Raw genomic sequence first — 24,354 nt, 5'->3', positions numbered from 1 at the left:
GGCATTCAGCTTGTCACTCACCGCTCTCACCTTCAGTTTAAGCCTGGTTCAAGACACAAGCGGGCTTGCTCGCGAATGCGGTGCATCAGTATCAGATGTGCTGTCTGATACACCCCATTCGCGAGCAAGCCCGCTCCCACATTTAGATTGCCTGTGTCAGGGCCGACTGAGTAGATGACTCATCGCGGTCTTCAGCTTCATCGGCCGCACCGGCTTATGCATCAACGTATGCCCCAGTTCACGAATCTGCTGTTTCAACTCATTGCTGTAATTGGCAGTAATCATCATCGCCGGTATCGCTCGGCCCCGTCGCGCGTTGATGCGGGCCACCGCGTCAACGCCGTTCTGGTCGTTGTCGAGGTGGTAATCGGCAATCAGCAAGTCCGCCTCGGCATGGTAGTTGTCTACCTGTCGCGCCAGGTCCTGCTCCGACAGCGCGGTGACCACCCGGCAGCCCCAGCCTTCGAGCAACGTGCGCATGCCCGCGCAAATCGCCGCGTCGTTATCCAGCACCCACACGCGCGCGCCCTGCAAGCGTTCGAGCATCGGCTCGCTCATGCACGGCGCCGGCAAGGACTTGGGCGCGGTGGCGCTCAACGGCACCTCTACCGAAAACATCGAGCCTTTACCCGGCCAGGATTTGACGCTGATGCGATGGCCGAGAATCCCGGCGATCTTTTCCACGATGGCCAGGCCCAGGCCCAACCCGCGATCTTGATCCGGGCGCTGCACGTCGCCGCGCTTGAACTCCTGGAAAATCTCCTCCAGACGCTCTTCGGCAATGCCCATGCCGCTGTCCCATACCTGAATCAACACGCGCTGATGCTGGCGTCGGCAACCCAGCACCACGCGGCCCTTGTAGGTGTAGCGGATCGCATTGCTCAGCAGGTTGCGCAGGATCCGCGCCAGCAGCTGGATATCGCTGCGCACCAGCGCCGAGCAGCCGATAAAGTGCAGCGCCAGCCCCTCGGCACGGGCCAGTTCGGTGTATTCGACGGCGAGGTTGTCCAGCAACTCACTGAGGGCAAACGGCGCGATATCGGCCTTGATCACCCCGGCATCCAGCTTGGAAATATCCACCAGGGTGCCGAGCAGGTTTTCCACGTCTTCCAGGGAATTGCTGACGTTGCGCACCAGGGTTTCGCTGGGGCGTTCGAGCAATGCGCTGGTAAACAGGCGCGCGGCGTTCAGCGGTTGCAGCAGGTCATGGCTGACGGCGGCGAGGAATTTGGTTTTCGACAGGTTGGCTTGTTCGGCCTCCCGCTTGGCTTCGCGCAAGCGGGTTTCCATGCGCCGGCGCTCGTCGATTTCCTTGAGCAACTGGTCGTTGAGCGAGGTGAGTTCCGAGGTGCGCTGGGCCACGCGTTGCTCCAGGTGCTGGTAGGCCTGGTGCAAGGCCTCAGCGGTGCGACGGCGTTCGGTGATGTCGCGGATCAATACGAAGATCCCCACCACTTCGCCACTGGCCAACAGGTTCGGCACATAGGAGCGCAGCATGTAGCGCTCCTGGTTGTTGATGTTGGTTTCGGCGAATTCGAACGTCACGCTTTCCCCCGCCAGGGCGCGGGCGACGTAGGCATCCAGGCGCTGGCAATGCTGCTCGCTGTGCACTTCGCGCAGGCTCTGGCCGAGCATCATGCCGCGCGGCCAGCAGTACCATTCTTCATAGACTTTATTGGTGAATTCATAGACCAGCTCAGCGTTCAGGTAGCCGATCAGCGCCGGCACGTTGTCGGTGATCAGGCGGATCCAGCGTTCGCTTTCCTGGGCCTTTTGCGCCGCTGCCTGTTCGCCGCGCAGGGCTTCGGCGCGCAGCCGGGCGTTGATCAGCAGGTGGTTGCTGGCCTTGAGTTCAGCCATCGCCTGGTTCAGCGCATCAGTGCGTTCGCGTACTTGCTCGGCCAATACCACCGAATGCTGGAAGGTGGTGTAGGGGTTGTTGCCCTGGGTCATGCCGGACTCGATGCGCTCGATCAGCGCCGCATTGATCCGCGCCAGCTTGTGGTTGTCCTGTTGCAGTCGCGCCACCTGGGCGAGCAGGTCAGCGTCGGCCTCGGGCAATGGCGACCCCGGTGAAGGTCTGGTTGATGTGCATGCCATTGAACTGTTCTCCGTAGGTGTTGAAGCCCATCACCCGCTGGTCGCTCAGATAGCTGCCGATCTGCTCGAGGGTGCCGTTGTCTTCCAGTTCCAGGCGCCGCAGGAAACAGTCGCAGCCAATGGTCAGCAGCAGGTCGCCAAGGCGCGACTGCAGGCCGTCGAACAGGGTTTGCAGGTTCGGCAGGATCGGGCCGGGCTTCATCGCGGTCAGGACGATGCCGTTTTCCACCGCGCAGTAGAAACTCAGGCTCAGGTCTTCGTGCACCTGCTGGATCGCGCGCACGTAGTATTGGTCGTGGATGCGCACCGCCAGCGGGTGCGCGGCGAAGGTGCGGTGGTCGAGGTTGGCCACGGCCACACCGATATGCCGCGCGTATTCTTCGGCGGCAGGCTCGGCGTTGAGTTCGAAGACCCGTCGCGACGGGCTGTCTGCGCCGGTGACCACCAGCTTTTCCGAGCGCGGCAGGATGTGGTGGGTGGTGAACACCTCGAAATCCAGCCAGGTATTGACCAGTACCACCACCGCTGCGCCGCTGTGGAACACGCCGTTGAAGTAGACGTGGGTGTGCGTGAGGAAGTTGTCGTCACCCGCCGAACCGCCAAAGTGCGGGATATCGCCCAACGCGGCGCTGAGGGCCGCGAGCACCATTTCTTCTCGGCTGGACAGGCCATCGAGCAGGGTCAGGGCGAAGGTGTTGCCCTTGATCGGCGCCAGCGTATTGCTGCGGCAACCGCCGACCAGGCGTTCGACCATGTCCTGGGCGTTGATCAGACTGAAGTGTTCCACCTGGTCAATCAGCTCAGTGGCGATGGAAAAGTGCGCGTGGTTGAAGCCCACCGCCGTGATGCAGTTGCGGCCATAGCCTTGGGACGTGATCTCGCCGGCGCTGGTACAGCCGACCACGCGCACGCTGCCGAAGCACTGTTGCAGCGCGTGGCCCAGGGCCTGCAAATCATAGGAGGCAGAGCAGAAAAACAGCACGAAACCCAGGTACGGATGCAACAGTTGCCGCGCCAGCTCTTCGGCGGCCTGCCCGGCATCGGTGGCCTGGGACATGGCACTGACTACGCCTTCACTGTTGTGCATCGTTGGCTCCCCCTCTGAGACACAAGTGTACGAAGGGCCAGGGGGGAGACCTATGCTACTTGGGTACTGGGTGGGGGATGCGATGGGATGAGGTTTCAGGCACGCGCAAACGCCACGGCTTTCTCGAATTGCTCTGGGGTCGGACGCACACCGGTATAGAGCACAAATTGCTCCAACGCCTGGATCGCGATCACTTCCAAGCCGGTAATTACCCGTTTGCCTTTGGCACGGCCGCGCACGATCAATGGGGTTTCAGAGGGGATCGCCACCACATCGAACACCGTTTCGGCAGCATCCACGGCTTCAGCATCAAACGCCAGGGCGTGCGCCTCAGGCCCACCGGTCATGCCGATAGGTGTCACGTTGATCAGCATCTGCGGGCGCAAGCCCCCTAGCTCGGGCAACCACTCATAGCCCAGGTTCTGCGCCAAGGCGCGGCCTGCGGCTTGGTTACGCGCCACTATTACGCCATTCGCGTAGCCGCCATCGCGCAAGGCACTGGCCACGGCCTTGGCCATGCCGCCGCTGCCACGCAGGGCGAATGTGGATGACTGCGGCACGGCGTGCTGTTTCAGCAGTTGCTCGATGGCGATGTAATCGGTGTTGTAGGCCTTGAGATGCCCATCGGTGTTGACGATGGTGTTCAGCGAGTCGATGGCTTGAACTGAATCGTCGAGTTCGTCCACTAAGGCAATGGCGGCCTCCTTGAACGGCATGGAAACCCCGCAACCACGGATGTCCAACGCGCGGATACCACCGATCGCGCCGGGCAAATCCTGGCTGCTGAAGGCTTTATAGTAGAAGTTCAGACCCAACTGTTCGTACAGGTGGTTATGAAAACGCAGGCCAAAATTCCCGGGGCGCGCCGACAGTGACATGCACAGCCGAGTGTCCTTGTTGGGGTGCATCTGCATGGGTAACTCCTTGAGTAAGCGATTCGATACAGACCTTACACAACCTTTACCTAGCGGCTGTGCTGTTTTTCAGAAATACGTTGTCTTAAAAGTATCCCCGCGACATTACTTGAGTCTATTGATTGCAGACCACAAGCGCAGGGGCTAACCGAGGAATGACCATGATTCGTACAATCCCCAAGATCGCCTTGCTTGTTGGCGCACTCGCGATGGCAGGCCAAGCCTCCGCCCACGGTGGTGGTTGGGGTGGCCCGGCCGTATTGGGTGCCCTGGTCGGCGCAGCAGTCGTGGGCTCCGTGGTTGCCAGCCAGCCACGTGAGGTCTATGTGCAGCAGCCGGTGTATGTGCAACCGCAGCCGGTGTATGCCGCGCCGCCGCCGGTCTACTACGCACCGCCGCCACCGGTGTATGTGCAACAACAGGTCTACTACCGCCCGGCGCCGGTGTATTACGGTCCACCGCGTGGCTATTACGGCCCACCGCGCGGCGGCTACGGCCCTCCCCACGGCTACTACGGCCGCGGCTGGTAGTTGATCCCGCTGAAACGGGCCTCGCAGGTTGCGGGGCCTTTTTTTTGCCTGAAAAGTCTGGATTCATCCTGCAAAGGTCGCTCCGAGGACAATGCCCGCCGCGTAATCGCACATCATCAACACCAATGTCTACTTGCTCGACCGGGCCTCACGCTGTCATGTTTGTGTCACGACACACTCCCACTATCGAGCCTGTCCACCCAATAACAACAAGGACGACTGACCATGCCTACGCAAAACCCACACCGCACCGCTGGCCTCTGCACGTCCAGCAAGGTGTACAGCGCCCTCACCGAGCTCAAGCACCTGGAAGGCCACCGCAGCGCCAAATTCCTCGCACTGCTGGCAGAAAACCTGGTGCGCAAGGGTCTGCTCAGTGAGCAGGAAGTGGTGAACATGCTTGATCAGGTGGTGGACTGACGCTCGCGTTGATGTCGACTATCGAGACAGTTGATTTTTCCTACGCCGCCCAGCCCCGTAAGGTGACCTCCATAGCGATTGGAGGTCCTTATGCCCACTGTTCAGATCATGTCCGTCATCGGCAGCGCCGTCCCCGCCCCTCTTCGAGAGCTGGGCTTGCTCGCCTGCTGGTACGTAGTACGCGATGGCGAAGCCATCAGCGGCCCGCTCACGTCCTTGTCCGCCGCCGAAAAACAGCTGCAACACGCCTCGACCTTCAGGTTGCACGCCTGAGGCTCAGGGTAATGGCAACTTGACCCGCGGCTTGCTTTCCACAAACAACGCCCAGCTGGACATGAACAGCGCCGCCACCAGCGGCCCGATCACAAAGCCGTTCAAGCCAAACACCGACAGCCCGCCCAGGGTCGAGATCAGGATCAGGTAGTCCGGCATTTTGGTGTCCTTGCCCACCAGGATCGGGCGCAGCACGTTGTCCACCAAACCAATTACAAACACGCCAAACAGCGCCAGCACCACGCCCTGCCAGATCGAGCCGCTCAACAGGAAGTAAGCGGCCACCGGCCCCCACACAATCCCCGCGCCCACCGCCGGCAACAATGACAGAAACGCCATCAATACCGCCCAGAGCAACGCACTCGGGATATCGAGGAACCAGAAGATCAACCCGCCCAGCGCACCCTGGGTCACGGCCACCAGCACATTGCCCTTGACCGTGGCACGCACCACCCGATTGAACTTGAGCTGCAACCGGCGCTTCTGCGGCTCGGCCAACGGCACCGCCGTGCGCACCTTGCGCACCAGCTCCGGGCCGTCGCGCAGCAGGAAATACAGCAAATACAGCATGATGAAAAAACTCACCAGGAAATCGAACGTGCCCTGGCCGAAGCTGAACGCCTGGGTCGCAAAGAACTGGCTGCCCTGCATCGCGCTCTTGACGATATTTTCGCGCAAGCCTTCCAGGTTGCCCATGCCGAAGCGGTCGAGCAGGTGCTGGAAATACGGCGGCAGCACGTTTTTGAACTGCTCGATATACCCCGCCACGTCCAACTTACCGCTTTCGACGTTTTTATAGAGCGTCGCGCCCTCTTGCACCAGCAAGGCGCTGGTGAAGATCACCGGCAGGATCGCAATGATCAAGCAGGCACTCAAGGTGGCCAGGGACGTGAGGTTGCGGTTCCAGCCAAAGCGTTGCTGCAGGCGGCGCTGCATCGGGGCAAAGATAATGCCAAGGATCACCGCCCAGAACACCGCGCCGTAAAACGGCAGCAATATCCAGATAAAGGCAATGGTCACCAGGACCAGCAGCAACAGCAGGGTTTTGAATTGCAGGTTGGTTTGATTCATGTCCGGTCCATGTCAGAAAAGCAGTGGCCTCGTGTAGGCCCTGTTGCTTAGTCCGCAGCGAAACCTGGGAGTGCCCTCGGTTATCGAACAAGCATAGACCGCCTCACTGAAGGGCTTTGGCCTCCTTCAACAGCGCCTGGATCATCTGCTCCTGGGCCTCATAGCGGCCTTCGCCAAAATGCGTGTAACGCACCTGCCCCTTGGCGTCGATCAAGTAATGGGCGGGCCAGTATTGGTTCTCAAAGTTGCGCCAGATCGCGTAGTTGTTGTCGATGGCCACAGGGTAAGTGATGCCCAGCTTGCGCACCTGGTCCTTGACGTTGCCGATGATGCGTTCATAGCCGTATTCCGGGGTATGTACGCCGATCACCACCAAACCGTCCTTCTCGTACTTTTTTGCCCACGCTTTCACGTAGGGCAGGGTGTGCTGGCAGTTGATGCAGTCGTAGGTCCAGAAATCCACCAGCACCACCTTGCCTTCTAGAGCCTGCGAAGTCAGTTCCGGCGAGTTGAGCCATTCGACCGCACCGGCCAGCGATGGCATGGCGCCCTGTTCTTCACTCGGCGCCGGCTCGGCCTTGATCTTGCTCACCACGTAATCGACCGCCTTGGGGACGCTTTCCAGCACGCCTTTTTCCAGCCTGCTGACACCTTCGGATGAGGTACCGGCCAGCAAGGTTTTGTCGGTACCGGTTGAGATCACCACCGCCGCCGCCAGTACCGCCACCCCAGCCCCACGGCGCAGCCAGCCGGTGACGGGAATCGAGCGCTTGAGCCGATTGACCAGGCCGCGTCCGGCAAACAGCAAGGTGCCCAGGGACAACGCGCTGCCCAGGCCGTACGCCACCAGCAGCACGCTGGTTTGCGCGCTGGCGCCTTGCAGCATCGCACCGGTCAGGATCACCCCCAGGATAGGCCCGGCGCACGGCGCCCACAGCAGGCCGGTGGCGACGCCGATCAACAGCGATTTAAGTGGCCCGGACAGTGTGCGGCTGTCGGGATCGATGTGGTTGCCCAACCGTAAAAACGGGCGTGCCAGCCAGCTGCCGACCCGCGCCGAGATCAACGACAGCGCAAACAGCACCATCACGACCAGTGCCACATGGCGACCGGTGTCATTGGCCTGCACCACCCACTCACTGCTGACCACGGCCAGGCTGGATATCAACGCGAAGGTTAGGACCATGCCACCAAGGGTCAGCAGGACCGAACGGCGAGTGCGGTCAACGCCGGCGAAAAGGAACGGCACCACTGGCAGGATGCAAGGGCTGAGGACGGTCAGGATGCCGCCCAGGAACGCGATAATCAGCATGATGTTCACCTTATGGATTGACGCCAGGTTTCAGGAGTGGAGGCGGTGTGTGCCTCGTTGGAGTCAATTAAATGCCCCTGAGGTATCGCGCCTGTGTCGAGAACCCGCGCGGGCAAATCGATACGTATCAACAGCGCCTGTCGATACACAGCGATACAAAAAGCCCAAACGACGACCTGGATCAATAAACCGTCGTGACCGCTCGGCTACCTTCGCGACCTTTTGCGACCCGTGCCCATGCCTCCCATCCTCGCCCCCGAACTGCTCGCCCCTGCCGGCACCCTGAAAAACATGCGCTACGCCTTCGCCTACGGCGCCGATGCGGTCTACGCCGGCCAGCCGCGCTACAGCCTGCGCGTGCGCAACAACGAGTTCGACCACGCCAACCTGGCTCTCGGCATCAAGGAAGCCCACGCGCTGGGCAAACGTTTCTACGTGGTGGTGAACATCGCGCCGCACAACGCCAAGTTGAAGACCTTCCTCAAGGACCTGGCCCCGGTGATCGCCATGGGCCCGGATGCGCTGATCATGTCCGACCCCGGGTTGATCATGCTGGTGCGCCGACACTTCCCATCGATGCCGATCCATCTGTCTGTGCAGGCCAATACCGTGAACTGGGCCAGCGTAGAGTTCTGGCGGCAGCAAGGGATCTGCCGGGTGATCCTGTCGCGGGAACTGTCCCTGGAAGAGATCGGCGAGATTCGCCAGCAAGTGCCGGACATGGAATTGGAAGTGTTTGTGCACGGCGCTTTGTGCATGGCGTATTCAGGGCGCTGCCTGCTCTCGGGTTATATGAACAAGCGCGATGCCAACCAGGGCACCTGCACCAACGCGTGCCGCTGGAAATACCAGGCCACGCCGGCAGTGGAAAACGCCACGGGCGATATCGTCCAGGTGTTTCAACCGGAACCGACCCTGGGCATTGGCACACCAACCGACCAGGTGTTCCTGCTGCAAGAGGCCAACCGCCCCGATGAGCAGATGCCCGCCTTCGAAGACGAGCACGGCACCTACATCATGAACGCCAAGGACCTGCGCGCGGTGCAGCACGTGGAGCGCCTGGCCCACATGGGCGTGCATTCGCTGAAGATCGAGGGCCGCACCAAGTCCCACTTCTATTGCGCGCGCACCACCCAGGTGTATCGCCGGGCAATCGATGATGCGGTGGCCGGTCGCGCCTTCGACCGCAGCCTGATGAACGACCTCGAATCCCTGGCCCAACGCGGCTACACCGAGGGTTTCCTGCGCCGCCATGTGCACGATGAGTACCAGAACTACCAGAACGGCAGCTCGGTGTCGGAGCGCCAGCAATTCGTCGGAGAACTGACCGGCGAGCGTAGGGGCGAGTTGGCCGAGGTCAAGGTGAAGAACCGCTTTGCGGTGGGCGATCACCTGGAATTGATGACCCCGGCCGGCAATTTTCACTTTGATCTGGAGAGGATGCACAACAGCCAGGGCGAGGCTGTCGAGGTGGCGCCGGGAGATGGGCACACGGTGTATGTACCGGTCCCGGCGGAGATGGAGGTGCGCTTTGGCTTGCTGATGCGTGATGTCTCGTAGCCGCTGGATACCGGCTTAACACCACCGAGCATGGGTGGTGTCAGCTTGCGTAGCAGCTGTCGAGCTTAAGCGAGGCTGCGTTTGCGGAGTGTCAGGCGCGCCGCTGACGCAGCCTCGCTTAAGCTCGACAGCTGCTACGAAGGGGTCAGATTTTGAACTGGCCGACCAATTGCCCCAACCGTTGCCCCAAATCCGCCAGGCTACGTGAGGTCTGCGCACCCAGTTGGGTCTCGTCGGCCACGCTGTCCACCGCCACGGCAATCTGATGCACGCTGCGGTTGATCTCTTCGGCCACGGCGGTCTGCTCTTCGGCGGCGCTGGCGATCTGGGCGTTCATCGAATTGATGGTGCCAATCAACTGGGCCATGGTGTCCAGCGACGCGCCGGCTTGGTTGGCCTGGGCCGAGGTGCCGTCCCCGGCATCGCTGGAACGGCGCATGGCCTCCACGGCGGCTTCGGTGCCTTTTTGCAGGCGGTCGATCATGCCCTGGATTTCCTGGGTGCTGGTCTGGGTGCGGCTGGCCAGGGCACGCACTTCATCGGCGACCACGGCAAAACCACGCCCGGCCTCCCCTGCCCGCGCCGCTTCGATCGCCGCGTTGAGCGCCAGCAGGTTGGTCTGCTCGGCGATGGAGCGGATCACGCTGAGCACACTGACGATGGAGGACACGTCTTGCTGCAAGCTGTCGAGGGACACGCCGCTGCTACGGATGTCGTTCACCAGCGCATGGATCTGCGCGATGCTGCCGTCCACCACGCGCTTGGCGGCCTGGCCTTCGGCATCGGTTTGCTGGGCAGCCACCGAGGCGCCCTGGGCACTGCGCGCCACTTCTTGCGCAGCGGACGACATCTGGTTGATCGCAGTCGCCACCTGGTCGGTCTCGTGGCGCTGGCGTTCCATGGCCTGTTCGGAGCGCTGGGCCTGGTCGGAGACCTGGCTGACCAGGCCGGTGAGTTGGGTGGTCATCTCGGTGATCTGGCGCACCAGCCCATGGATCTTGTCGACAAAGCGGTTGAACGCGCCGGCAAGATCGCCCAGCTCGTCCTGGCTGGTGATGGCCAGCCGGCGGGTCAAGTCGCCTTCGCCGGCAGCGATGTCGTCGAGGTTGGCTTTCATCAAGTTCAGCGGACGCAGGATGGTATTGGCCAGCACCAAGCCGACGGCAGCGATCACCAGCAGCACCACCACGGCCACGCCGAGGATGCTCAGCAACACGCCTTCCATGCGTTTCTGCACCTTGGCCTCGACCACCGCGACCTGGGCTTCGATGCCGTCCAGGTTGACGGAGGTACCGATGACCATGTCCCATTTAGGCAGGTATTCGGTGTAGCCCATTTTGGGCACGAGTTCGGTCTGCCCCGGTTGGGTCGAGCTGTATTGCAGGTAGTGGGTGCCGTCCTTGCCGACCTTGACCAGGTCGCGGTTGACGTAGACGCCGTTGGGGTCGCGGTTGTCCTTGAAGCTCTTGCCCACGCCGTCTGGGCTGTTGCCCTTGAACAGGCGGATGGTCTCGGAGTCGTAGCCGAAGAAGTAGCCGTCCTTGCCGTAGCTGGTGTTGGAGAGCAACTTGACCACCTCTGCGCGCGCGGCGGTATCACCGGGCGCAGCCGCGTCGTAGAGCGGCTTGACGGTGCTCATGGCCACTTCTACATAACTTTGCAGGGTAACCTTGGCGTCGTTGAGCAGGCGCTGGCGGGTTTCATCCACCTCGTTGCGCGCCTGTCCTTGCAAGATCCACACGGTGGTCAGGCTGATGACCACCGCAAACAGCAACACCGGCACTACGGCGAGGGACAGGACTTTGGCCTTGAGGCTCAGACGCATGGCTTTTCTCTCTTATTAGTGGCGACTTGAGAGGTTAACGGCCAATGGTCGAGTTTCTGTAGGACGATCCGGTCAGAGCGTCATCGCCGCCAGCCAGCCAAACGCCAGCAATGGCAGGTTGTAGTGCAGGAACGTCGGCACCACGGTGTCCCAGATATGGTGGTGCTGGCCGTCGATATTCAGGCCGGAGGTTGGGCCGAGGGTGGAGTCCGAGGCCGGTGAGCCGGCGTCACCCAAGGCACCCGCCGTGCCGACGATGCACACGATGGCGACCGGGCTGAAGCCCAGTTGCACACACAGCGGCACAAAGATCGCGGCCAGGATCGGCACGGTGGAGAACGACGAACCGATGCCCATGGTCACCAGCAGCCCCACCAGCAACATCAGCAATGCCCCCACGCCACGGCTGTGGCCGATGAACGCCGCCGACGTTTCCACCAGCGAGCGCACATCGCCCGTGGCCTTGAGCACTTCGGCAAACCCCGACGCGGCAATCATGATGAAGCCGATCATCGCCATCATCTTCATGCCTTCGGTGAACAGGTCATCGGTATCGCGCCAGCGCACGATGCCCGACACCGAGAAAATCAGGAAGCCGGCCAGCGCGCCGATGATCATCGAGTCCAGCCACAGCTGGATGATGAACGCCGAGGCAATCGCCACGCCGGCCACCAGCAGGGTCAACGGGTTGTACTGCACCGCTACCTGCTCGACGCGCTCGATTTTTTCCAGGTCGTACACACGCTTTTTGCGGTAGCTGATAAACACCGCCACCAGCAGGCCAACCACCATGCCCAGGGCCGGCAGGCTCATGGCGTGGGTGACGTTGACCTGGCTGATGTCCACGCCGCTCTTGGCCACGTTGGCCAGCAGGATCTGGTTGAGGAAGATATTGCCAAAGCCCACCGGCAGGAACATGTAGGGCGTGATCAGGCCGAAGGTCATCACGCAGGCGATCAGGCGGCGGTCCAGTTGCAGCTTGGTCAGCACATACAACAGCGGCGGCACCAGCAACGGGATAAACGCAATGTGGATCGGCAGGATGTTCTGCGAGGCAATCGCCACCACCCACAGCAGGCCGATCAATAGCCATTTGACGTGACTGCCACCGCTGGCTTCCTGGCGGTCCACCAGCAGCAGCGCCTTGTCGGCCAAGGCATGGGCCAAGCCAGACTTGGCAATCGCCACCGCGAAAGCGCCGAGCAAGGCGTAGGACAAGGCCACGGTGGCACCACCGCCCAAACCGCCGTTGAAGGCCGTGAGCGTGGCCTCGATGCCCAGCCCACCGCTAAGGCCGCCCACCAGCGCGCCCACAATGATGGCGATGACCACATGCACGCGGGACAGGCTGAGCACCAGCATGGTGCCGACCGCGGCAATAACTGCGTTAATCATGGTTACCTCAAGCAAAAAACGTAAACAACAGGCATGCCTGCGCCCGGGCGGCCATCGGGCGGCAGCCGGCGTACAGGCTTGAAGGAGGTCTTATTAGAGGGCGCGCACTTTGCAGCAGGTGGGCGCGCATGTCAAAAAGCGGCGCCGCTTTCAGGGTTAAATTGATCGTTTGAATTAAGAAAATGTGAAATCAGCCGATAACCGGGCTCTATGTGTTTTCAGGTAAGGATGTACCGATGTCGCTTAGGCAGCTCTCCATTCAATGGAAAATCACCCTGCTCGCCGGCCTGTGCCTGCTGGGAATCGTGACCCTGCTGGTGGGTCTGTCGCTGTATCGCATGGAGCAGAGTTCGCAGCAGGTCAAGGCGTCCAGCATGCAGATGCTGGATGAAGCCGCCCAAGCGCGCATCGAAGCCCAAGGCGAAGTGCAGGCGCTGGGTATTCGGCAGCAGTTCATGGACGCCTATCAGTACGGCCATGGTTTTTCCCGTCAGGTGCTGTTCTTGCGCGAACAGGCGGAAAAACGCTTTCTCGACGCCTTCGACACCCGCGAAGACCTGACCCGCCAGGTCAGGGCCGCGTTGCAGGCCAACCCGGACTTGCTCGGTTTGTCCCTGGTGTTCGAAGCCAATGCCCTGGATGGCAAGGATGAGTTGTTCGCCGGCCAAGCCGAGTTGGGCAGTAACGACAAAGGCCGCTTCGCCCTGTACTGGTCGCAGCCGACACCCGGCAAGCTGACCTCAATGGCCTTGCCGGAAAGCGACATGACCGACGCCAGCGTCGGCCCCAGCGGTGAAAAGGCCAACGCCTGGTTCACCTGCCCGCGCACCACCCTCAAGCCGTGCGTGATCGAACCCTACTTTTATGTGATCGACGGGCAAAACGTGCTGATGACCAGCATCGTTTTCCCATTGATGGTCGATGGCAAAGTCATCGCCTCGTTATCGGTCGACATCAACCTCAACAGCCTGCAGGCCGTGAGCCAACAGGCCAGCCACAAGCTGTATGACGGCCAGACCCAGGTCAGCATCCTCAGCCCTACAGGTTTGCTCGCCGGCCACAGCCCGGACGCCAGCAAGCTCAGTCAGCGCCTGGACCAGGTCGACAGCGCCAACGGCGCGCAATTGATCAGCGCCCTGTCTGGCAGCACCCACATCCGCAGCCTGCGTAGCGACCACCAACTCAAGGTGCTGGCGCCGTTCGCGCCGATCCCGGATGGCAAGCCGTGGGGCGTGTTGCTGGATGTGCCGGAAAAAGTCCTGGTAGGCCCGGCCGAAGCGCTCAAGGCGCAACTGGACGCCGATAACACGCGCGGCACCCTGCTGGAACTGGGCCTGGGCCTGCTGGCGGCGGTGGTCGGTCTGATCCTGGTGTGGCTGATGGCACGCAGCGTGACCCGGCCGATCCTCGGCGTGGCGCAGATGCTCGAAGACATTGCCAGCGGCGAAGGCGACCTGACCCGCCGCCTGGCCTACGACAAGCAGGACGAGCTGGGCCAACTGGCCGGCTGGTTCAACCGCTTCCTGGACAAGCTGCAACCGATTATCGCCGAGGTGAAGCGCTCGGTGCAGGACGCCCGTGGCACCGCCGACCAGTCCGCCGCGATTGCTACGCAAACCAGTGCCGGCATGGAACAGCAATATCGTCAGGTCGACCAGGTGGCCACCGCTTCCCACGAAATGAGTGCCACCGCCCAGGATGTGGCGCGCAGCGCTGCGCAGGCGGCCCAAGCTGCACGCGATGCCGACCAGGCGACCCGCGACGGCCTCACAGTAATCGACCGCACCACCCGCAATATCGGGGAGTTGGCGGCGGATATGAGCACGGCCATGAACCAGGTCGAAGGCCTGGCTGCCAATAGTGAAAAAATCGGTTCGGTGCTGGAAGTGATTCGCGGTATTGCCGAACAGACCAACCTGTTGGCGCTCAACGCCGCCATCGAAGCAGCCCGCGCCGGTGAGGCTGGACGTGGCTTTGCGGTGGTGGCTGATGAAGTGCGCAACCTGGCGCGACGCACCCAGGAGTCGGTCGAAGAAACCCGCCAGGTCATCGAGCAGTTGCAAGGCGGCACCGAAGAGGTCGTCGGCGCCATGGGCAACAGCTATCGCCAGGCCCAGGGCAGCGTCGAACAAGTTGGCGAGGCGGTGACCGCCCTGCGCCAGATCGGCGAGGCCGTCACGGTGATCAGCGACATGAACCTGCAAATCGCCAGCGCCGCCGAAGAGCAAAGCGCGGTGGCCGAGGAAATCAACAGCAATGTGGCGACGATTCGCGATGTGACCGAATCGCTGTCGGAACAGGCGAATGAATCAGCGCGGGTGAGCCAGGCGTTGAATAGCCTGGCGAATCAGCAGCAGGGGTTGATGGATCAGTTCCGGGTCTGAAGGTTTAATAGATCCAATGTGGGAGCGGGCTTGCTCGCGAATGCTGTACATCAGTCGACATATTCAGTGACTGACACACTGCATTCGCGAGCAAGCCCGCTCCCACATTTTGATTGTGGTGTGTCAGCACTAACGCTTGGGCAACTCAATCGTTACTTTCAAACCGCCCAACGCACTTTCCTGCAACTGCAACACCCCGCCCCACACCTCGACGATATCCCGCACGATGCCCAATCCCAGGCCATGCCCATCAATCTGTTCATCCAGTCGTGCACCGCGGCTGAAGACTTGATCGCGCTGGGTTTCGGGGATACCGGGACCGTCGTCTTCCACCGCCAGCACGTAGCTGTGCCCAGTCTCTGTGACGGTCAGGCGCACCTCGGCATCCGCCCATTTGCAGGCGTTATCCAACAGATTACCCAGCAGCTCCAGCAGGTCTTCACGGTCCCAGGGCAGTTGCAGCCCGGGCGCGGCGTGATAGCTCAGGTCCAGGTGCTCCCCGTGGATCATGTTCAAGGTGGCGAGCAGGCCCGGCAATTCCTTGTCACAGTCGAACAACGCACCCGGCAAGGTTTCACCGGCCAGGCGCGCGCGGTTGAGTTCACGGTTGAGACGTTGCTGCACGTGTTCCAACTGATCACGCAGCAGCTTGCTCAGTTCAGGGTGATCCTTCAGCGCTTCGCTTGACGCCGCGCTCAACAGTACCGCCAGCGGGGTCTTGAGGGCGTGTCCGAGGTTGCCCAAGGCATTGCGCGAACGCTTGAGGCTGTCTTCGGTGTGGGCCAGCAAGTGGTTGATCTGCGCCACCAGCGGCTCCAGCTCCAGTGGCACCTGGGTGTCGAGTTGCGAACGCTGGCCCTGTTGCAGTTGAGCAATCTGGTTACGCGCGGTTTCCAAGGGTCGCAAGGCGCGGCGCACGGTGAGCCGTTGCAGGATCAACACCAGCAGCAGCGCCGCCAGCCCCAGCACCAGCCCGATCTGACGCATCAGGCGAAAGCTTTCCCGCACCGGCGTGTAGTCCTGGGCCACGCTGATGGAAATCGACTGCCCGAAGCGCTTGTAGTCCTCGCGCAACACCAACAGTTGCTGACCTTCCGGCCCCAGTTGCAGGTTGCCCTTGAGGCCGGCCTCGGGCAGTTGCGGCAGGTCCTGGTCCCACAGCGAGCGGGAGCGCCAGTGCGTATCGGCGAAATCAATCCGGAAATAGTGCCCGGAAAACGGCCGTTGATACGCTGGCGATAGGCGCTTTTCATGCAGTTGCAAGCCATCCGGGCCGCGTACCAGCGCCACCAGCAGGCTCTCACTGTCGTTGCGCAGCCCCGCTTCCAGGTAGCGCTGCAAACCCGTTTCGAACAACCACAGACTGGTTTGCGCCAACGCAACGCCGACAATCACCATCACGCTGACCAGGCCCAGGCTCAGGCGCCGCTGGATCGACCTCATTCGGCGCTGGCGCCAAACCGGTAACCCTGGCCGCGCCGGGTTTCGATCACGCTGCGCCCCAACTTGCGGCGTAGGTGGTTGACGTGGACTTCCAGCACATTGGAGTCGCGCTCGGTTTCGCCATCATACAAATGCTCGGCCAGGTGGCTTTTCGACAGGATTTGCTCGGGATGCAGCATGAAGTAGCGCAACAGGCGGAATTCGGCGGCGGTCAGCTGGATCTCTGCGCCATCACGCAACACGCACTGACGCCCTTCATCCAAGTGCAGGCCGGCCGCCTGCAGGGTGGGCTGGTTGGTCTGCCCATGGGAGCGGCGCAGCAGTGCCTGGATGCGCAGGTGCAGTTCCTCGGGATGGAACGGTTTACTCAGGTAATCGTCGGCGCCAGCCTTGAGCCCTTCGATGCGCTCGGCCCAGGAGTCGCGCGCGGTGAGAATCAGTACCGGGATGGCCAGCGCGGCGGCGCGCCATTGCGCGAGTACTTCAAGCCCAGGCAAACCGGGCAGGCCAAGGTCGAGGATGATCAGGTCATAGGGTTCGCTGCGTCCCTGGTACACAGCATCGCGGCCATCAGCCAGCCAATCGACGGCATAGCCCTGGCGCTGCAAGCCGGCCAACAGTTCATCGGCCAGAGGTACGTTGTCTTCCACCAAAAGCAGGCGCATCAGTCTTCCTCGTCTTTGATCAGCGCACCCGTGGATGCATCCAACTTGATCTCACGCACCACGCCTTCGGCGGTGACCAGTTCCACTTCATAGGCATATTTACCGTGCTTTTTCTCAAGCTCGGCCTCCAGCAGGCGCGAACCCGGATGACGCGCCATGGCCTGTTCCAGCAACTGCTCCAGCGGCAGGATCACGCCGTTCTGGCGCAGGACCAAGGCCTCGTCCTGATCAAGATCGCGGGCTGCCAGGCTTGAGCAAAAAACCAGGAGCAGCAACGCCATTCGACTGCCGGCGTATAAATTTACCTTCATTACGTTTCCTGATGATTCTTGAGAACCTGCCCGGTGAGCGCGTCCAATTCAACCTCCCACTCGATGCCGTCGGTATCCTCCAGTTCAACTTGGTAAAGATACTTGCCGTATTCCTCGTCCAGGTCGGTATCCAGCAGTGTTGAACCCGGGTGCAAGGCCAGGGCCGTGGCTTCCAATTGATCAAAGGCGATAATTGTAACAGTGGCAGGCACTTTCAGTGGTTTGTCGGGGTCCACGGCTTGGGCCTGGATCGCCGTGAAGGCGATGATACCGGCGGCGACCAGCCCTGTAAGGCGCTTCATGGGGAGTCTCCGTTTCAAGATTTTTCCTACGTCGGCCACCGTACCTGTAGCAACTTAATTGAAACTGAATTGCCACCATGGCAATTTCCGACATCCTCCTTCCCCAGTTATTGTGCGAGATTTCCTATACAACCCTGCTCGCTTCCACAGAGACCGGTATGACAGCGATTCACATCAAGTTTCCCGCCCTGACCTTAAAGGCCGGTAAACGCGCCTTTGCGCGCATTCGCGAACAGGGCCTGGCGCCTGCCGACGTTGGCATCCTGCCTGGCGCGGCCGGCGGCCCCAAGGCGCTGGGTATCCAAGGCCTGGACCTGGCGCTGTTTGGCGATTGGTTGCCGCGTGCACCACGGGAACGCGCGCTGATCGGCGCGTCCATCGGCTCCTGGCGGTTTGCCAGTGCGTGCCTGCCGGACCCGGTGCAAGGTCTGCTGGACCTCGGGCGCCTGTATAACGAACAAAGCTTTGCCAAAGGCGTGACCATGGCTGCGGTCAGCCAGAGCTGCCAGCGCATGCTCGACGACCTGCTGGCCGGCCGCGATGCGCAGGTGTTGGAAAACCCCAACTATCGCCTCAACATCATGGTGGTCAAGAGCCACGGACTGCTTGCCGATGATCACCGTGGTCGCCTCGGGCTGGGCCTGTCGTCGGTGATTGCCGATAATTTGCGTGGCCGCGCACGGCTGTCGCGGCACTTCGAACGGCTGATCATCCACGACCCGCGCCAGGCGCCGCCAGTGCATCCGTTGAAGGATTTCCCGTCACGCTTCCTCGCCCTGGAATTGGGCAACCTGCGCCAGGCGCTGCTGGCGTCGGGCTCGATTCCCATGGTGATGCAAGGCGTACGCGACCTGCCCGGCGCGGGCGCCGGCACCTACCGCGACGGCGGCCTGCTCGACTACCACCTCGACCTGCCTTATCAAGGCGATGACATTGTGCTGTACCCGCACTTTACTGACCGGGTCATTCCCGGCTGGTTCGACAAAGGCCTGCCGTGGCGGCGCAGCAATCCACAGGGTTTGCAGGACGTGTTGCTGCTGGCGCCGTCCAAGGACTACCTCGCCCGCCTGCCCCACGGCAAACTGCCGGACCGCAGCGACTTCAAGCGCTTTATGGGCGACGACCCGAGCCGCAACAGATATTGGCAGACCGCGATGAGCGAAAGCCGGCGGTTGGGGGATGAGTTTCTTGAGCTGGCGGATAACGGCAAATTGGGCGAGCACTTACTGGCGCTATGACCAAGCGGTATGCGCGGCAAGGGATCAAGCTGTTAAACTCGCCGCCTGCCAGACACCGACCGAGCTGAAAACACTGTGGAAATCTTCAAGGAATTTACATTCGAATCCGCCCACCGCCTGCCCCACGTACCGGAAGGCCACAAATGCGGGCGCCTGCATGGGCATTCGTTCAAGGTGGCGATCCACCTGAGCGGCGACCTGGATCCCCATACCGGCTGGATTCGCGACTTCTCGGAGATCAAGGCGATTTTCAAGCCGCTCTATGAACGCCTCGACCACAACTACTTGAATGACATCCCTGGCCTGGAAAACCCGACCAGCGAAGTGCTCGCCAAGTGGATCTGGAATGAGCTGAAACCCTTGCTGCCTGAGCTCAGTGCGATTCGCATCCACGAGACCTGCACCAGCGGCTGCATTTATCACGGCGAGTAAGCCTGCGATATGAAAAAACCACCCACGCGGTGGTTTTTTTGTGCCTGCCTCCCTTACAGTCGTGGCTTCCCTGCCACAAGGAGCACGCGGCAATGATGCGCCCCGCCACTGTCCATGATGTTGCAGCCATCGAGGCCATCGTCCAGGCAGCTTACTCGCCGTATATCGCACGGATCGGCCGTAAGCCCGGGCCGATGCTCGAGGATTATCGCCAACGGGTGGAAGCCGGCGACGTGCACGTGCTGGAAAACGCCCGGCAAGTCCAGGGCTTTATTGTCCTGCTGGAGGCCGACGGCGCGCTGTTGCTGGATAACCTGGCCGTCGCCCCTGAGACCCAGGGCCTGGGTTTCGGGCGGTTGCTGTTGGATTTTGCCGAACAGCAGGCGATCGACGCAGGTTTCGCTGTGATCCGCCTGTACACCAATGAAGCCATGACCGAGAACATCGCGCTCTACCATCGCCGCGGCTATGTTGAAACCCATCGCGCCGAGGAACACGGCCTGCGGCGCGTGTACATGACCAAGCCTCTCCAGGAGTAACCCATGGAAAACATCTGGCTGGCCCAAGCCAAACGCTTGCAGGCGCTGGCGTCCACGGGGCTGCACTTTTGCACTGATGATTTCGAGCGCGAGCGCCTGGAAGAAATTGCCGAGATTGCCCACAGCATGCTGGCGCAATTGGGCAATGTCCCGTTGGAACGTATCTGCGGGCTGGTCACAGATTTTGCCCAGCGTTATTCGACGCCAATGATTGACGTGCGCGGTGCGGTTATCGAAGGCGACCGGATTTTGTTGGTGCGGGAGTTGACCGATGGCTGCTGGGCGTTGCCGGGTGGGTATGCGGATATCGGCTTGTCGGCAGCCGAAAACATCGTCAAAGAGATTCGCGAGGAAGCCGGGCTGACGGTAACCGCCAGGGCACTGTACAGCGTGACGCACAAGGCCAAAGGCTTGTATCGACCGGATGTGCGGGATTTCTACAAGCTGTACTTCCTGTGTGAATCGGTGGATCAGTCGGCACCGATGGCCGGGTTCGAAACCACTGACGTGGGCTTTTTCCGCCTCGGTGCACTGCCGCCGCTGTCCCGTGGGCGCACCATCGAAAGTGATCTGGAGGCCGCCTTTGCCTTCCATCGCGGCGAGACGACTCAGACGCTGTTTGACTGATCCACTTTGTATCACTGCTGCACTGCTTTCGTGCCCGACTGGGCACTGCGACCATTCCTTGCTGTGCTTCCCCCCTCTTTCGCTATAAAAACTGTGCACGGTGCACAGCGCCCACCGTGCGTTTGTCACTGCTGCCGATTTGGCACGCACGGTGCAACAGGGCTGCGTCACTCACTCAGGGAGCAAGGCACATGACGCAGCAAGAACCGGGCAACGACTACCCCCTCAGCGAAGTCCCCATGCATGCGCGCAAGGGTCTGGCATCGACCGCCATGGTGCTGCTGGGCTTTACCTTTTTTACCGCGACCATGTTTGCCGGCGGCAAGCTGGGGGTGGCGTTCAGTTTCGTCGACATGCTCGGCGTGGTGGCCCTGGGTAACCTTTTGTTGGGTATGTACGCCGCAGGCCTGGGTTACATCGCCTTCAAGAGCGGGCTGAATTCAGTGTTGATGGGGCGCTTCTGCTTTGGCGAAGTGGGCAGCAAACTCAGCGACTTGATCCTCGGCTTCACTCAAATCGGCTGGTATGCCTGGGGTACTGCCACTGCTGCCGTAGTGCTTGGCAAGTATTTCGAACTGAGCCAGGGCAGTGTGCTTGCGTTGATGGTGTTGTTTGGTCTGGTGTTCTGCGCCACGGCCTACATTGGTTATCGTGGGCTGGAAATTCTGTCCTATATCGCGGTGCCGGCCATGGGCATTCTGCTGTTTCTGTCGATGTGGGTAGCCACAGTGAAAGTCGGTGGACTGGACGGACTGCTGGCAGTGGTACCGACCGCTGAGCTGGACTTGTCCACGGCGATTACCCTGGTGTTCGGCACCTTTGTCAGCGGTGCGACCCAGGCCACCAATTGGACGCGGTTTTCGCGTTCGGCCAAGGTGGCGGTGCTGGCGAGCCTGATCGGTTTCTTTATCGGCAACGGCTTGATGGTGCTGATCGGCGCCTACGGTGCCATCGTCTACCAGCAACCGGACGTAGTCGAAGTGTTGTTGCTGCAAGGCTTTGCCATGGCGGCGATGGCCATGTTGCTACTCAATATCTGGAGTACCCAGGACAACACCATCTACAACTTCGCCGTGGCCGGCTGCAACTTGCTGCGCACCAAACGGCGCAAGACCGTGACCCTGGCCGGTGCGGTGATCGGCACCCTGCTGGCGTTACTCGGCATGTACGACTTGCTGGTGCCCTATTTGATTGTGCTGGGTACGGTGATCCCGCCGATTGGTGGGGTAATCATGGCGGACTTCTTCTATCGCTATCGCGGCCACTATCCACGCCTGGCCGACGCCCGCCTGCCTGCGTTCAACTGGCCAGGACTGGTCGCCTATGCCGTGGGCACGGTGCTGGCGTTCAACTCGCCCTGGGTCGCGCCATTGGTGGGTATCGTCGCCGCGTCGTTGACCTACATCGCGCTCACCGCCGTACTACGGGTGCGAGCGCCGTTGGCTGACGCTCAAGCATGAGCCTGACCCTTGCCGATGTGCTCGCACTGCCAGGCTTGGAGTCCATGCGCCTGCGCGCGGGCGAGGCGGGCCTGGATAACGGCGTGCGCTGGCCTTATGTGGCGGAAAACAGCGGGATCGCCGAATGGGTGCTGGGCGGCGAACTGGTATTCGTCACCGGGATCAATCACCCGCGCGACGAAGCCAACCTGCTGCAATTGCTGGAGGAAGCCTGCGAGCGTCAAGTGGCTGGGTTGGTGGTTCTGACCGGGCCGTCCTATATCCAGGCGATCCCCCAGCGCTTACTCGACGCTGCCGAAGCCGCCGGCATGCCGCTGGTCGAACAGCCCTACTCGCTGAAAATGGTATTGGTGACCCAAGCTATCGGTTCGGCGCTGATCCAGTCCGAGCAGTTGGGGCGCTCGCGGCATGACGTACTGGAACGCTTGCTGACCGGCGACTACCAATCCCTGGATCTCTTGTTGCACCGGGCCACGCAGTTGGGCATGCCGCTGGCCGGGCATTGGCAGGTGGTGCAACTGCAACTGGAAGGCAGTGAATCGCTGTTTGCCCAGGGTGATGCGGCTTCTGTGGAGGCGCAACTGGCCCGACAACACGACGCCATCAGCCGCCGTTTACGTCAGTTCTCGGCCGGGTTGCCGGTGCAGGGTCGAGCCGGCCAATGGACGTTGCTGCTGCCGGCACAGGACGCTGCCGCAGCATTGGCCAACCGCCAGCAATTGGCCAACTGGCTCAACCCACTGAATCTGCGCCTGTCGCCGCTTAAATTGTTTATTGGCCTCAGCGCCGCCGCTCACCCACCCGCACGCCTGGCCCAGGCGCAGGAGGAAGCACGCCAGGCACTCGCGGCTGCGCGGCGTTTCAGCGAACGCGCCGGGCTATGCGTGTACGACGAACTGGGCGTGCTCAAGCTGCTCAGCGGCGTGCGTGATCGCGCCCTGCTCGACCAATTCCTGAATGAACGCCTCGGCCCCTTGCTGCGCCACGACCGGCACCATGGCCCCAGCCTCATGCCCACGCTGGAAGCCTGGTTTCACGAGAATGGTAACCTTGTGGCCGCCGCCCAGCGCCTGGCCGTGCACCGCAACACCCTGACGCACCGCGTCCAGCGCATCGAAGCCCTGTGCGGGCTGACGCTGGATAATGCTTATGATCGCCTGGACATCGGCATTGCGCTGATGATCTGGCGGCTGTCTGCCTGACTGTTTTTAGCCAAGAGGAACTTGCCCATGCACATCATCAACGCCCGCCTGCGCAACCGTGAAGGCCTGCATGATCTGCACCTGGAACATGGCCGGATCGCCAGCATCACCCCACAATCGGGCGCACCGAGTGCGGCGGCCGACGCCCTGGACGCCGCCGGCAACCTGGTGATTCCACCCTTTGTCGAACCGCATATCCATCTCGACGCCACCCTGACCGCCGGCGAGCCGCGCTGGAACATGAGCGGCACCCTGTTCGAAGGCATCGAATGCTGGGGCGAACGCAAAGCCACCATCACCCAGGAAGACACCAAGGCCCGCGCCAAAAAGACTATCCAGACCCTCGCCGCCCACGGTATCCAGCATGTGCGTACCCACGTCGACGTCACCGACCCGGACCTCACAGCACTCAAGGCCATGCTGCAAGTGCGTGAAGAAAGCACGCACCTGATCGACCTGCAGATCGTCGCGTTCCCCCAGGAAGGCATCGAGTCGTACCGCAACGGCCGCGAGCTGATGGAAGAAGCCATTCGCCTGGGCGCCGACGTGATCGGTGGTATCCCGCACTTTGAATACACCCGCGACCAAGGCGTGAGTTCGGTGAAGTTCCTGATGGACCTGGCTGAACGTACCGGCTGCCTGGTGGACGTGCACTGCGACGAAACCGATGACCCGCACTCGCGCTTTCTCGAAGTGCTGGCCGAAGAAGCCCGCAGCCGCGACATGGGCGCCCGCGTCACCGCCAGTCACACCACGGCCATGGGCTCCTACGACAATGCCTATTGCGCCAAACTCTTTCGCTTGCTCGGGCACTCAGGTATCAGTTTCGTCTCCTGCCCCACCGAGAGCATTCACCTGCAAGGCCGCTTCGACACCTTCCCGAAACGCCGCGGCGTCACCCGGGTCAACGAACTGCTGGAAGCCGGCATGAACGTGTGCTTCGGCCAGGACTCCATCGTCGACCCCTGGTACCCCCTGGGCAACGGCAACATCCTGCGGGTGCTCGAAGCCGGTTTGCACATCTGCCACATGCTCGGCTACCGCAACCTGCAAAGCGCCCTCGACCTGGTCACCGACAACAGCGCCAAGGCCATGGCCCTGGGTGACCGCTACGGCCTGGAGCCTGGACGGCCAGCCAACCTGTTGATCCTGTCGGCGGACAGCGACTACGAGGTCATCCGCAGCCAGGGCTTGCCGCTGTACTCGATCCGCAATGGCAACGTGTTGATGAAGCGTCAGCCAGCGCAGGTGGAGTTTATGTAAA

The 24,354-nt window shown here is 61.6% G+C and carries 23 protein-coding genes and 2 pseudogenes; 13 read left to right on the top strand and 12 right to left on the bottom strand.

The annotated features are described in order from the left end of the window. Positions 1 to 156: 156 nt before the first annotated feature. The 3 genes from JBO08_RS27145 to JBO08_RS27135 all read right to left on the bottom strand — a co-directional run bounded on the left by JBO08_RS27145 (position 157) and on the right by JBO08_RS27135 (position 4,101). Entirely contained in the window at positions 157 to 2,100 is a 1,944-nt protein-coding gene (locus JBO08_RS27145; protein WP_065872378.1) for a NahK/ErcS family hybrid sensor histidine kinase/response regulator, read from the bottom strand. Continuing rightward, positions 2,042 to 3,187 carry a nitric oxide-sensing protein NosP gene (nosP, locus tag JBO08_RS27140; RefSeq protein WP_065872379.1) on the bottom strand — a complete coding sequence of 382 codons (1,146 nt, stop codon included), beginning with the start codon at positions 3,185 to 3,187 and terminating at the stop codon, positions 2,042 to 2,044. Before nosP ends, JBO08_RS27145 begins: the two co-directional genes overlap by 59 nt. A 95-nt stretch (positions 3,188 to 3,282) precedes the next feature. Then, positions 3,283 to 4,101, bottom strand: a complete 819-nt coding sequence (locus JBO08_RS27135; RefSeq protein ID WP_220075257.1) for a shikimate 5-dehydrogenase — start codon at positions 4,099 to 4,101, stop codon at positions 3,283 to 3,285. Between the two features lie 155 nt (positions 4,102 to 4,256). On the opposite strand from JBO08_RS27135, the gene JBO08_RS27130 reads away from it, so the two are divergent. From JBO08_RS27130 to JBO08_RS27120, 3 genes are all read left to right on the top strand, one after another. Continuing rightward, positions 4,257 to 4,631 carry a hypothetical protein gene (locus JBO08_RS27130; RefSeq protein ID WP_065872381.1) on the top strand — a complete coding sequence of 125 codons (375 nt, stop codon included), beginning with the start codon at positions 4,257 to 4,259 and terminating at the stop codon, positions 4,629 to 4,631. A 225-nt stretch (positions 4,632 to 4,856) separates the two neighbouring features. Continuing rightward, a complete protein-coding gene (locus JBO08_RS27125) occupies positions 4,857 to 5,051 on the top strand; it encodes a hypothetical protein (RefSeq protein WP_010211349.1) in 195 nt (64 codons plus the stop codon). 90 nt (positions 5,052 to 5,141) lie between these two features. After that, on the top strand, positions 5,142 to 5,324 hold the full coding sequence (locus JBO08_RS27120; protein ID WP_065872382.1) for a hypothetical protein: 183 nt from the start codon (positions 5,142 to 5,144) through the stop codon (positions 5,322 to 5,324). A gap of 3 nt (positions 5,325 to 5,327) precedes the next feature. On the opposite strand, the gene JBO08_RS27115 is transcribed toward JBO08_RS27120, so the two are convergent. Both JBO08_RS27115 and JBO08_RS27110 read right to left on the bottom strand, forming a co-directional pair. Further along, positions 5,328 to 6,395 (bottom strand): AI-2E family transporter, encoded by a 1,068-nt coding sequence (locus JBO08_RS27115; RefSeq protein ID WP_065872383.1) that lies wholly within the window; start codon positions 6,393 to 6,395, stop codon positions 5,328 to 5,330. Positions 6,396 to 6,498: 103 nt separating this feature from the next. Further along, complete coding sequence (locus JBO08_RS27110) at positions 6,499 to 7,707, bottom strand: cytochrome c biogenesis protein DipZ (RefSeq protein ID WP_220075256.1); 1,209 nt, start codon at positions 7,705 to 7,707, stop codon at positions 6,499 to 6,501. 237 nt (positions 7,708 to 7,944) lie between these two features. On the opposite strand from JBO08_RS27110, the gene yegQ reads away from it, so the two are divergent. Further along, a complete protein-coding gene (gene yegQ / locus JBO08_RS27105) occupies positions 7,945 to 9,267 on the top strand; it encodes a tRNA 5-hydroxyuridine modification protein YegQ (RefSeq protein ID WP_065945894.1) in 1,323 nt (440 codons plus the stop codon). Between the two features lie 145 nt (positions 9,268 to 9,412). Here the strand turns inward: yegQ and JBO08_RS28615 are convergent, their stop codons facing one another. The 3 genes and pseudogenes from JBO08_RS28615 to JBO08_RS27095 form a co-directional block, all read right to left on the bottom strand. After that, positions 9,413 to 10,168, bottom strand: a complete 756-nt coding sequence (locus JBO08_RS28615; protein WP_371913930.1) for a methyl-accepting chemotaxis protein — start codon at positions 10,166 to 10,168, stop codon at positions 9,413 to 9,415. A gap of 102 nt (positions 10,169 to 10,270) precedes the next feature. After that, a pseudogene (locus tag JBO08_RS28610) lies at positions 10,271 to 11,092 on the bottom strand (cache domain-containing protein); the annotation flags it as partial. 72 nt (positions 11,093 to 11,164) lie between these two features. After that, a complete protein-coding gene (locus JBO08_RS27095) occupies positions 11,165 to 12,484 on the bottom strand; it encodes a Na+/H+ antiporter family protein (protein ID WP_175403022.1) in 1,320 nt (439 codons plus the stop codon). A 239-nt stretch (positions 12,485 to 12,723) separates the two neighbouring features. On the opposite strand from JBO08_RS27095, the pseudogene JBO08_RS28605 reads away from it, so the two are divergent. After that, a pseudogene (locus JBO08_RS28605) lies at positions 12,724 to 14,013 on the top strand (HAMP domain-containing protein); the annotation flags it as partial. Positions 14,014 to 14,115: 102 nt separating this feature from the next. Then, entirely contained in the window at positions 14,116 to 14,871 is a 756-nt protein-coding gene (locus tag JBO08_RS28600) for a methyl-accepting chemotaxis protein (RefSeq protein ID WP_405045943.1), read from the top strand. Positions 14,872 to 15,000: 129 nt separating this feature from the next. Here the strand turns inward: JBO08_RS28600 and JBO08_RS27085 are convergent, their stop codons facing one another. The 4 genes from JBO08_RS27085 to JBO08_RS27070 are packed head-to-tail and all read right to left on the bottom strand — an operon-like array spanning position 15,001 to position 17,592. Then, complete coding sequence (locus JBO08_RS27085; RefSeq protein WP_065880018.1) at positions 15,001 to 16,314, bottom strand: sensor histidine kinase; 1,314 nt, start codon at positions 16,312 to 16,314, stop codon at positions 15,001 to 15,003. Continuing rightward, on the bottom strand, positions 16,311 to 16,979 hold the full coding sequence (locus JBO08_RS27080) for a response regulator transcription factor (RefSeq protein ID WP_065874642.1): 669 nt from the start codon (positions 16,977 to 16,979) through the stop codon (positions 16,311 to 16,313). The genes JBO08_RS27085 and JBO08_RS27080 overlap by 4 nt, the downstream gene beginning before the upstream one ends. Next, complete coding sequence (locus tag JBO08_RS27075) at positions 16,979 to 17,290, bottom strand: PepSY domain-containing protein (RefSeq protein ID WP_065874641.1); 312 nt, start codon at positions 17,288 to 17,290, stop codon at positions 16,979 to 16,981. The genes JBO08_RS27080 and JBO08_RS27075 overlap by 1 nt, the downstream gene beginning before the upstream one ends. Next, a complete protein-coding gene (locus tag JBO08_RS27070) occupies positions 17,290 to 17,592 on the bottom strand; it encodes a PepSY domain-containing protein (RefSeq protein ID WP_065874640.1) in 303 nt (100 codons plus the stop codon). Before JBO08_RS27070 ends, JBO08_RS27075 begins: the two co-directional genes overlap by 1 nt. A 158-nt stretch (positions 17,593 to 17,750) precedes the next feature. Between JBO08_RS27070 and JBO08_RS27065 the strand changes: the two genes are divergently transcribed. The 7 genes from JBO08_RS27065 (at position 17,751) to codA (ending at position 24,353) form a co-directional block, all read left to right on the top strand. After that, positions 17,751 to 18,830: a patatin-like phospholipase family protein gene (locus JBO08_RS27065; RefSeq protein ID WP_220075254.1), complete on the top strand. Its 1,080-nt coding sequence runs from the start codon at positions 17,751 to 17,753 to the stop codon at positions 18,828 to 18,830. A 75-nt stretch (positions 18,831 to 18,905) separates the two neighbouring features. Next, positions 18,906 to 19,262, top strand: coding sequence for a 6-carboxytetrahydropterin synthase QueD (gene queD / locus JBO08_RS27060; RefSeq protein ID WP_019692825.1), 357 nt, complete (start codon positions 18,906 to 18,908; stop codon positions 19,260 to 19,262). A 92-nt stretch (positions 19,263 to 19,354) separates the two neighbouring features. Continuing rightward, positions 19,355 to 19,801: a GNAT family N-acetyltransferase gene (locus JBO08_RS27055; protein WP_220075253.1), complete on the top strand. Its 447-nt coding sequence runs from the start codon at positions 19,355 to 19,357 to the stop codon at positions 19,799 to 19,801. 3 nt (positions 19,802 to 19,804) lie between these two features. Next, positions 19,805 to 20,428, top strand: a complete 624-nt coding sequence (locus JBO08_RS27050) for an NUDIX hydrolase (RefSeq protein WP_065874637.1) — start codon at positions 19,805 to 19,807, stop codon at positions 20,426 to 20,428. A gap of 191 nt (positions 20,429 to 20,619) precedes the next feature. Beyond that, on the top strand, positions 20,620 to 21,888 hold the full coding sequence (gene codB, locus JBO08_RS27045) for a cytosine permease (protein ID WP_065874636.1): 1,269 nt from the start codon (positions 20,620 to 20,622) through the stop codon (positions 21,886 to 21,888). Further along, positions 21,885 to 23,090: a PucR family transcriptional regulator gene (locus JBO08_RS27040; protein ID WP_065874635.1), complete on the top strand. Its 1,206-nt coding sequence runs from the start codon at positions 21,885 to 21,887 to the stop codon at positions 23,088 to 23,090. The genes codB and JBO08_RS27040 overlap by 4 nt, the downstream gene beginning before the upstream one ends. Positions 23,091 to 23,117: 27 nt before the next feature. Further along, positions 23,118 to 24,353, top strand: a complete 1,236-nt coding sequence (codA, locus tag JBO08_RS27035) for a cytosine deaminase (RefSeq protein ID WP_065880021.1) — start codon at positions 23,118 to 23,120, stop codon at positions 24,351 to 24,353. The last annotated feature ends 1 nt before the right edge of the window (position 24,354 follow it).

This window comes from Pseudomonas sp. LAP_36 (assembly GCF_019456785.1).
In the GTDB taxonomy this organism is placed as follows: Bacteria; Pseudomonadota; Gammaproteobacteria; order Pseudomonadales; family Pseudomonadaceae; genus Aquipseudomonas; species Aquipseudomonas tritici.
Note: the sequence above shows the minus strand (reverse complement) of the source record. Positions and strands in the feature narration are given on the sequence as shown.